The organism is Blautia sp. CAG:257 (assembly GCF_000433815.1).
GTDB classification, from domain to species: Bacteria; Bacillota; Clostridia; order Lachnospirales; family Lachnospiraceae; genus Blautia_A; species Blautia_A caecimuris.
This window is the reverse complement of sequence record NZ_HF999126.1, coordinates 54,625-62,633: the sequence shown is the minus strand read 5'-3', so window position 1 is coordinate 62,633 and position 8,009 is coordinate 54,625. Positions and strand designations below refer to the sequence as shown.

The window sequence follows — 8,009 nt, the reverse complement described above, 5'->3', positions numbered from 1 at the left end:
GCGCTGCTCTTGCCATTTCCATCCTTTCCTATCTTCATGATAAAGGCATAAGGACCATGGCAACCACCCATTACAGCGAGCTTAAGGTATACGCTCTTTCTACACCGGGTGTGGAAAATGCCTGCTGTGAGTTCAGCGTAGAAACCCTGCGTCCTACCTACCGCCTTCTGATCGGTATTCCCGGAAAAAGTAATGCCTTTGCCATCTCTTCCAAACTTGGACTTTCCGATCAGATCATTGAAAGAGCTAAGGAACAGATCAGCGAACAGGATGAATCCTTTGAGGATGTTCTTTCTTCTCTGGAAGAAAACCGCGTTACCATTGAAAATGAAAGACTGGAGATCGCCCGTTATAAAGAGGAGATCAAAACTCTCAAAGCACAGCTGGAATCCCGCCAGGAAAAACTGGATGCCCAGCGGGACCGTATTCTCCGCCAGGCAAATGAAGAGGCTCACAAGGTTCTGGAGGAAGCAAAAGAATATGCTGACCAGACCATGAAACTGTTCCATAAATTCCAGAAAAATAATGTGGATACCTCGGCTGTGGAAAGAGAGCGCCAGGAACTCCGCAAACGGATGAACAAAGCAGAAAAAAATATGTCTGACAGACAGGAAACAAAGAAGCCTAAAAAGCAGCTTACGGCCAAAGATATCCGTCCTGGAGACTCTGTTAAGGTTCTCAGTATGAACCTGAAAGGAACTGTGGGAAGCCGTCCGGATTCCAAAGGTTTCCTTTTTGTGCAGATGGGAATTATCCGTTCCAAAGTACATCTCTCTGATCTGGAGCTTGTGGATGAACCGGTGATCACCACCCCTTCTCTTCAGAAAACAGGAGCCGGAAAAATACGTATGTCCAAGTCTGCCAGTGTTTCCACAGAAATCAATCTTCTCGGCCGCACAGTAGACGAAGCCATTGCCGAGCTTGATAAATATCTGGACGACGCCTATATTGCCCACCTGAAAAGCGTCCGTGTTGTCCATGGAAAAGGAACCGGAGCTCTGAGAAAAGGAATCCATGATTATCTGCGCCGCCAGAAGCATGTTTCTTCTTTCCGTCTGGGCGAATTCGGCGAGGGCGATGCAGGTGTGACTATTGTAGATTTTAAATAACAGAGGGAGGATTTCCTAATGACATCCAAACAGAAAATTCTTATCGTTGATGATGATAACAACATTGCAGAACTGATTTCTCTGTATCTTACAAAGGAATGCTTTGAGACAAAAATCGTAAATGACGGGGAACAGGCGCTGAAAGAATTTGACTCTTTTCATCCGGATCTTCTGCTCCTTGATCTGATGCTGCCCGGAATCGACGGATATCAGGTGTGCAGAGAGCTCCGTCATACCTCGGATGTTCCCATTATCATGCTCTCTGCAAAGGGCGAAACTTTTGACAAGGTTCTGGGGCTTGAACTTGGAGCAGATGATTACATTATCAAACCCTTTGATGCAAAAGAACTGGTGGCCCGTGTCCGCGCTGTGCTCCGCCGCTTTAAGGTCAGACAACCGGCTGCCCCTTCCGGAGAAAAATCAGTGTCCTATCCTGACCTTACCATCAATCTTACCAACTACTCGGTCACCTATATGGGAAAACAGGTAGACATGCCCCCCAAGGAGCTGGAGCTGCTTTATTTCCTGGCTTCATCTCCCAATCAGGTATTTACAAGAGAACAGCTTCTTGACCATATCTGGGGCTATGAATATATCGGTGATACAAGAACTGTGGATGTCCACATTAAAAGGCTCCGCGAAAAAATCAAGGATAATCCCGGATGGAGCATTGCAACTGTGTGGGGCATCGGCTACAAATTTGAGGTAAAAAACAGATGAAAAAAAAGCTCTCCCGGAAATTCCTGGAGGTCTACCTTTTTGTAGGACTCTTTGGTTTTCTGCTGGTTACGCTGTTCGGCTCTCATATGATCGAATCTCAGCTGGAAAAAGATATCAGCGCCGATCTCTATCAGAGCGCCTACCGTATCTCAGAAAATGAGGATATCCGGTATAATATTTCCGCTTCCAGCCTTGACAGCATCCGAGAAAAGCTTACTATGGTTGCAGACTATCCCAATACCATCATCTGGATCATTAATGAAAGAGGAGAGGTTGTTCTGAGTACCCGGAAAGATATTTCTCCGGAAGAACCCATTCCTCTTTCAGGTTTTGATCCGTCCATCTGGGGAAGCACCTATTATCAGGTAGGCTATTTCTACGGGTACTTTGAGGATGATGCGCGCCTCAGCGTAATCGCTCCCATTACAGACAACATGACCATCAAAGGCTATGTTGCCATTCACTATATGATGAGCAGTCTTTACCAGCAAAGAGACCGATATCTTTTTATCCTTCAGTTTCTTTTCCTGCTTGTCTATATACTGATGTCCCTGATCCTGCTTGTGTTCCGTCAGTATGTTCACAAACCGCTTACAGAGATTAAAAAAGGAGTTACCGAATATGCCGGAGGCAACCTTACCTATAAAATTCCTGTTTATACAGACGATGAGCTTGGATATCTGGCAAACAATCTGAACTATATGGCAGATAAAATGAACCGGAACGGAGAATATCAGAGACAGTTTATCTCCAATATTTCCCATGACTTCCGCTCACCGCTTACCTCCATAAAAGGCTATGTGGAAGCAATGATGGACGGCACGATCCCCGTGGAAATGCAGGATAAGTACCTGAAGATCATTGCCTATGAGGCTGACCGTCTGGAAAAGCTCACAAAAGGTCTCCTCACCCTGAATGAGCTGGATATCCACAAACGTCTCCTGAACATTCAGACCTTTGATATCAACGAGGCCATAAAAAAAGCTGCCGCCACTTATGAGGGCGACTGCACCAGACGTCATATTCTCCTTGAACTGATTCTTTCCGGAAAAGAACTGTACGTCAGGGCAGATGTGGAACAGATCCAGCAGGTGCTCCATAATCTGCTGAACAATGCCATTAAATTCAGCCCGGATCATTCAACCATCATTATTGAGACAACAGAAAAAAATGAAAAGATTTTTGTTTCTGTCAAAGACCACGGAATCGGCATTCCAAAGGAAAGCCTTTCCAAAATCTGGGAACGCTTTTATAAAACAGATATTTCCAGAGGAAAAGACCAGAAAGGTACCGGTCTTGGTCTGTCTATTGTAAAAGAGATCATCCATGCTCATGATCAGCACATTAATGTGATCAGTACCGAGGGCATTGGAACAGAATTTATTTTCACTCTGGAAAAAGCACGATAGGATTTGTCTCCTGCCGTGCTTTTCATTTACCTGAAATATTTCTCTTTCCATTCCGGGTAATAACATTATGCTTCAAAAGGACTGGAAAGAATTCGGTCCTCTTTTACAAGATAGATTCCTCTTGGAGTCACCCGGATTTCAGGAATAACCGGAAGCGCCATAAAGGACAAAGTGATAAAAGGATCAAATCCTTGTTTGATTCCCATTTCATATGCCCTGGGGATCATTTTTCCCAGAAGTGCGTTTACATTCTCATACCCTGCATCACTCATCAGACCCATAACCGGAAGCGGCAGTGTATCGTAAACTTTTCCGTTCTCCACCAGCGTGTATCCTCCCTGGGTGCGCAAAAGCTCCTGCACAGCCAGATACATGTCTCTGTCATTGTCTCCGATCACAATCAGATTGTGAGAATCGTGAGAAACACTTGACGCGATGGCTCCTCCTGTGATCCCGAACCCTTTTACAATGCCGACTCCTGTTTTTCCTGTATTCTTATGGCGCTCAATCACTGCAATTTTCTGATAAATGCCATCTGCGGCAAAAATCCTCTCTCCTGCTTCTTCTCTGAAAGGAACCTCCTCCACAAGATCTTCTGTTACGATCTGTCCCTCTACCATCTGAAGTACATGGGCTTTTTCTCCTGTATGTACAAGCCTCAGATCCTTTTCACTGAAATTATTTAAATGAACGGTATTTTTAAGATAAGGGGAGCAGGGGCGGATCTCTGTTTTTTCATCTTTCTGGATTTTTATGCCTTTATGATAAACTTCCAGCACGTTCATGTCTCTGAGATTATCCAGAACCACCAGATCAGCCTGATAGCCAGGAGCAATGGCACCCAGATGCTTCAGTCCATAACACCGGGCGGCCTGGATCGTTGCCATTTTAAGAGCCTTTTCCGGAGCCAGTCCAAGCTGTACCGCGCGTTTTACATTGTAATTAATATGTCCCTCTCTCTGTATCTCTTCAATGTGTTTATCATCTGTACAAAAGCAGAATCCTGAAGTATCTGTATGATTTTTTACGATACCATTTATAATAGCTTCCAGATTGCGCGCCGCACTGCCTTCCCGGATCAGCACCTGCAGACCGTTTCGGCATTCCTCCATAGCATATTCATAGTCCACGCACTCATGATCCGTTGCAATTCCCGCCAGCGCATAAGCTGCCAGTTCTCCCTCTTCCAGAAACGGCGCATGTCCGTCCCGGATACGATCCTGAAACAATCCCAGTTTTTCATGCATGGAAACACTGCCATTGATCACGGAAACGGCGTCCATCACCTCTCCAAGTCCCAGAATTCTCGGATTATTCAGATAGCTCTTCATTTTTCCTGCTGTCAGAGTGCATCCATTGTCATCTACATGGGTTGCAGGCACACAGGAGGGCATCATCACATACACATTGGCAGGAACATCCTCTGTCTGCTCCAGAATATAATCAATGCCGTCTGTTCCTGACACATTGGCAGATTCATGAGGATCCACAATAAATGTAGTAGTTCCGCACTGGGCAGCCTGACGGATCAGCTCTCCCGGAGTCACAAGAGTAGATTCCAGATGAAGGTGACTGTCAATAAAGCCCGGGCAGAGATACTTTCCGGAAAGATCTGTTTCCCTCTCACCGCTGTAGCTTCCTGTTCCAAGAACCAGTCCGTCTGCAACAGCCACGTCGCCTTTGCGGAATTCACCTGAATGTGCATAAAAAATATTCGCATTTTTCAAAACAAGAGGGGCCTTTCGAATTCCTCTTGCCATTTCAGAATATATACGATACTGTTCAAGCTCCATATCCCTGCCTCCTTTTTGATATCTGAGAATATTCCGGCTTTATATTCTCATAAATTTTAGTTTTTATCTGTACATACAGATTTTTCTTTATATTAAAGTTATATTTCAATTATATTATCATTTTTCTTACATATTTTCAATTATAATTTGTGTGTTTTTAATAATTCACAGCGTTTTTGTTTTCTTATTTTGGTTTTTATCCATAAATATTCTAAAAACTATTTCATCTCTTTCTGGCTCTGATCCTGTATGCTGAGCATACGGAACTTATTTATTTTTTATATCTGTATGATACATACTGCAGCAGATTCACTCTTACTCTTTTGCTCATCCTTTTATGACAGATAAAATAACCACTCCTTATAGACCAGAACAGCCTTATATCTAAAAAATTCCTTTATTAAAAAGAATTCTTCCGGTATCATTTGCTGCAAAACAAAAACTCTGAGATTTTCCATACCCGGAATGTATCTCAGAGTTTCTATTTTTATTCAGCACAGAGCCGTCCCTCAGACAATGCTCTGCCTGATTTCTTTTATTTCCAGTGATATTTTGTAAGCTGTCCCTCCAGCTGCATATGGCTGAAATTCTGCTGTCTCAGAGCCTCATAAAGAATTACTGCCACAGAATTGCTGAGATTCAGAGAACGGATGTCGTTGATCATGGGAATCCTTACACAGTGTTCCTGATTTTTAAGAAGAATTTCCTCCGGTATGCCTGCGCTTTCCTTGCCAAACATAATAAAGCAGTTCTCCTCATAGCTGACATCTGCATAGGTCTGAGGCGCTTTTGTACTGGCATAGTAAATTTTTGCCCCCGGATTTTTGTTCAGAAAATCCTCATAATCAAGATAAGTAGTTACATCCAGATCCTTCCAGTAATCCATTCCGGCTCTTTTTAATGCCTTTTCGCTGAGACTGAAGCCAAGAGGCTCGATCAAATGAAGCCTGGTTCCTGTTGCCACACAGGTTCTTCCGATATTTCCGGTATTTGCCGGAATCTCCGGCTGGTGAAGTACAATATTCAGCATATCTGTTTCTCCTTGTATTTTTCTGGAAGTATACTGCCATTTTCCTTGTCTGTATTGTGCATATACAGCCTTCTGTTTCTCCCTTTACAGAAACATCACATTTATGTTCTGTTTTATATTCTGCTCTCCTGTTTCCGTAAATGCCATGTCTTTAGTTCTGTATATCTCTCATTTATGGCTTTTCTGATTTTATTTATCTTTTTCGGAAAGTATTCCGGTATTGCCTTTATCTGGATTCCGTTTATGGCTTTTCCGGTTTTTGTCTTTGCCCGGAAGCAGACCTTTATTTTTCCAGGAGCTTCCCCAGGAAAATTTTGTAAGCTCATCTTCCGCAGGACGTTCCAGGTATCTGCAGTTTTCTCCGCTGTACAGTAATCTGTCATTGCCCTTTACGGCCTTTCCGATCACAGCCGCCGGAATTCCTTTCTGTCTGCAGAAAAGCTCAAGCTCCGCCCCATTTTGCGTGCCGATCAAAAGCGCCCCTTCCGAAAAAAGCCTGTAAGGATTCAGATCAAACCGCTCACAGATTTCTATGGTTTCCTGGCGCACAGGTATTTTGCGGAGATCTGCCTGAATTCCTGTTTCTCCGGCCTCTGCCATTTTCCACAGGCCGGCAAGCACACCGCCTGTTCCCAGAATATAAAGCGCATCTGCTCCCATATTCCGTGCAGCTTCCCATACAGAGGATTTTTCTGCACAGGCTCTTTTTCTCCCGTTCATCTGCTCACAGGTAAGATTTTCCCGGTCTCCTAAAAGAACCTCCGCGTCATATGCTCCATAAAGAGAGGGGCTTCTCTGCGCATCCCAGAGAAAGCCTTCTGAAAAATAGCTTTTAAGGGTTTCTTTTTCCTTTTCTGTGATCAGAGCTGTCCCTGACAGGGCGATATCTCCTGCAACAACCAGATCATCCCCTGCCTTCAGTTCACCTGTGATCTCAGCTCTTAATGCTTCCATTGCTTTCTGTCCAAGTTTCATGTATCGTTTCCTCTGTCAGACAAGAATGGACAGGATACTTGGAACCACCATGGCAAGCACAAGGATCACAGCGATCACTGCTGTAATTATTTTACGTTTTTTCGGATTAAACATTCCCATATTTGTCACCTCTTTTATATTACGGATCACGCTTCTGTTTCTATATCATTTACCGGGTTCCGTTCCAAAAAAATCTGTTCTGCCCGGGCATTGTTTGTAAGAGGGTCACGCGCTTCATAATCAAACAGAACCGCGCTTCCGTCACCAAATACTTCAATGTGAGCTGTTTTTGGAATTTTATTTGCTTTCCTGTAATTTCTCACAGATGCTTCATAAGGCTTCTGATCCATAGCAAAAACCGGACGTTTTTTCAGCTTTTCTCTCAGATAAAGATCATATACCATATGCTGAGATGCTGTATTTACAGGAAGCTGTGTCCTCTCTTTCAGAAATTCAAGGAGAATCTCATAACGCCTGAGCCTGGAATGAGAGATCTCTTCATATCCTTTTTCCTCATAATAGGCTCCCAGACTTTCATAAAAAGAAAACATCTCCTGATAAAACGTCTCGATCCAGGAAAGCGTTTTCCGGAACTGACCACTATTATAATACACTTCCACCATACTTTCCACCATTTTCAGCTTCAAAATATCCTCATAAGAAAGCCAGGCTGTAGACAGAACCTCATAAGGCTCTTTTTCCTTGTACAGAATTTCATATTTTTGCGCCTCATGATACATGGAAGAGCCTTTCAGCACCTTCAGAAATCCCAGCTGAAGCTGATCCGGCTTCATGCGGTAAACCTGTTCAAAGGAACGCCGGAAGCTTTCATAATCCTCACAGGGAAGTCCGGCGATCAGATCCAGATGCTGATGGATATTTCCAAAGCTCTTTACACGGGCCACAGATGCTTCCAGCTTTTTCAGATCCATGTTCCTGTGGATCGCACGGATGGTATCCGGATTTGTGGACT

Annotated in this window: 7 protein-coding genes; 3 read left to right on the top strand and 4 right to left on the bottom strand. The window is 43.8% G+C overall.

The window, feature by feature from the left end; translation table 11 throughout:
• From QVP40_RS13730 to QVP40_RS13720, 3 genes are all read left to right on the top strand, one after another.
• Nucleotides 1–1,109 (top strand): Smr/MutS family protein (locus QVP40_RS13730; protein WP_288200616.1); only part of this gene is annotated, 1,109 nt, incomplete at its 5' end.
• A gap of 18 nt (nt 1,110–1,127) precedes the next feature.
• The gene (locus QVP40_RS13725; RefSeq protein ID WP_022068933.1) at nt 1,128–1,829 is read left to right on the top strand and encodes a response regulator transcription factor; all 702 of its coding nucleotides are present in this window, start codon (nt 1,128–1,130) and stop codon (nt 1,827–1,829) included.
• Entirely contained in the window at nt 1,826–3,238 is a 1,413-nt protein-coding gene (locus QVP40_RS13720) for a sensor histidine kinase (RefSeq protein WP_022068932.1), read from the top strand. Before QVP40_RS13725 ends, QVP40_RS13720 begins: the two co-directional genes overlap by 4 nt.
• A gap of 65 nt (nt 3,239–3,303) precedes the next feature.
• On the opposite strand, the gene ade is transcribed toward QVP40_RS13720, so the two are convergent.
• The 4 genes from ade to QVP40_RS13700 form a co-directional block, all read right to left on the bottom strand.
• Nucleotides 3,304–5,031: an adenine deaminase gene (gene ade, locus QVP40_RS13715; RefSeq protein WP_022068931.1), complete on the bottom strand. Its 1,728-nt coding sequence runs from the start codon at nt 5,029–5,031 to the stop codon at nt 3,304–3,306.
• 535 nt (nt 5,032–5,566) lie between these two features.
• The gene (locus tag QVP40_RS13710) at nt 5,567–6,061 is read right to left on the bottom strand and encodes a tRNA (cytidine(34)-2'-O)-methyltransferase (RefSeq protein ID WP_022068930.1); all 495 of its coding nucleotides are present in this window, start codon (nt 6,059–6,061) and stop codon (nt 5,567–5,569) included.
• 189 nt (nt 6,062–6,250) lie between these two features.
• Nucleotides 6,251–7,036: an AIR synthase-related protein gene (locus tag QVP40_RS13705; protein ID WP_022068929.1), complete on the bottom strand. Its 786-nt coding sequence runs from the start codon at nt 7,034–7,036 to the stop codon at nt 6,251–6,253.
• Nucleotides 7,037–7,182: 146 nt separating this feature from the next.
• The coding region (locus QVP40_RS13700) for a DUF4080 domain-containing protein (protein WP_288200615.1) at nt 7,183–8,009 on the bottom strand (827 nt) is incomplete at its 5' end.

What these genes read in the sequence shown, in the direction of transcription:
- QVP40_RS13725 (WP_022068933.1), top strand. Translation starts at nt 1,128, where the DNA reads ATGACATCCAAACAGAAAATTCTTATCGTTGATGATGATAACAACATT.
- QVP40_RS13720 (WP_022068932.1), top strand. Translation starts at nt 1,826, where the DNA reads ATGAAAAAAAAGCTCTCCCGGAAATTCCTGGAGGTCTACCTTTTTGTA.
- ade (WP_022068931.1), bottom strand. Translation starts at nt 5,031, where the DNA reads ATGGAGCTTGAACAGTATCGTATATATTCTGAAATGGCAAGAGGAATT.
- QVP40_RS13710 (WP_022068930.1), bottom strand. Translation starts at nt 6,061, where the DNA reads ATGCTGAATATTGTACTTCACCAGCCGGAGATTCCGGCAAATACCGGA.
- QVP40_RS13705 (WP_022068929.1), bottom strand. Translation starts at nt 7,036, where the DNA reads ATGAAACTTGGACAGAAAGCAATGGAAGCATTAAGAGCTGAGATCACA.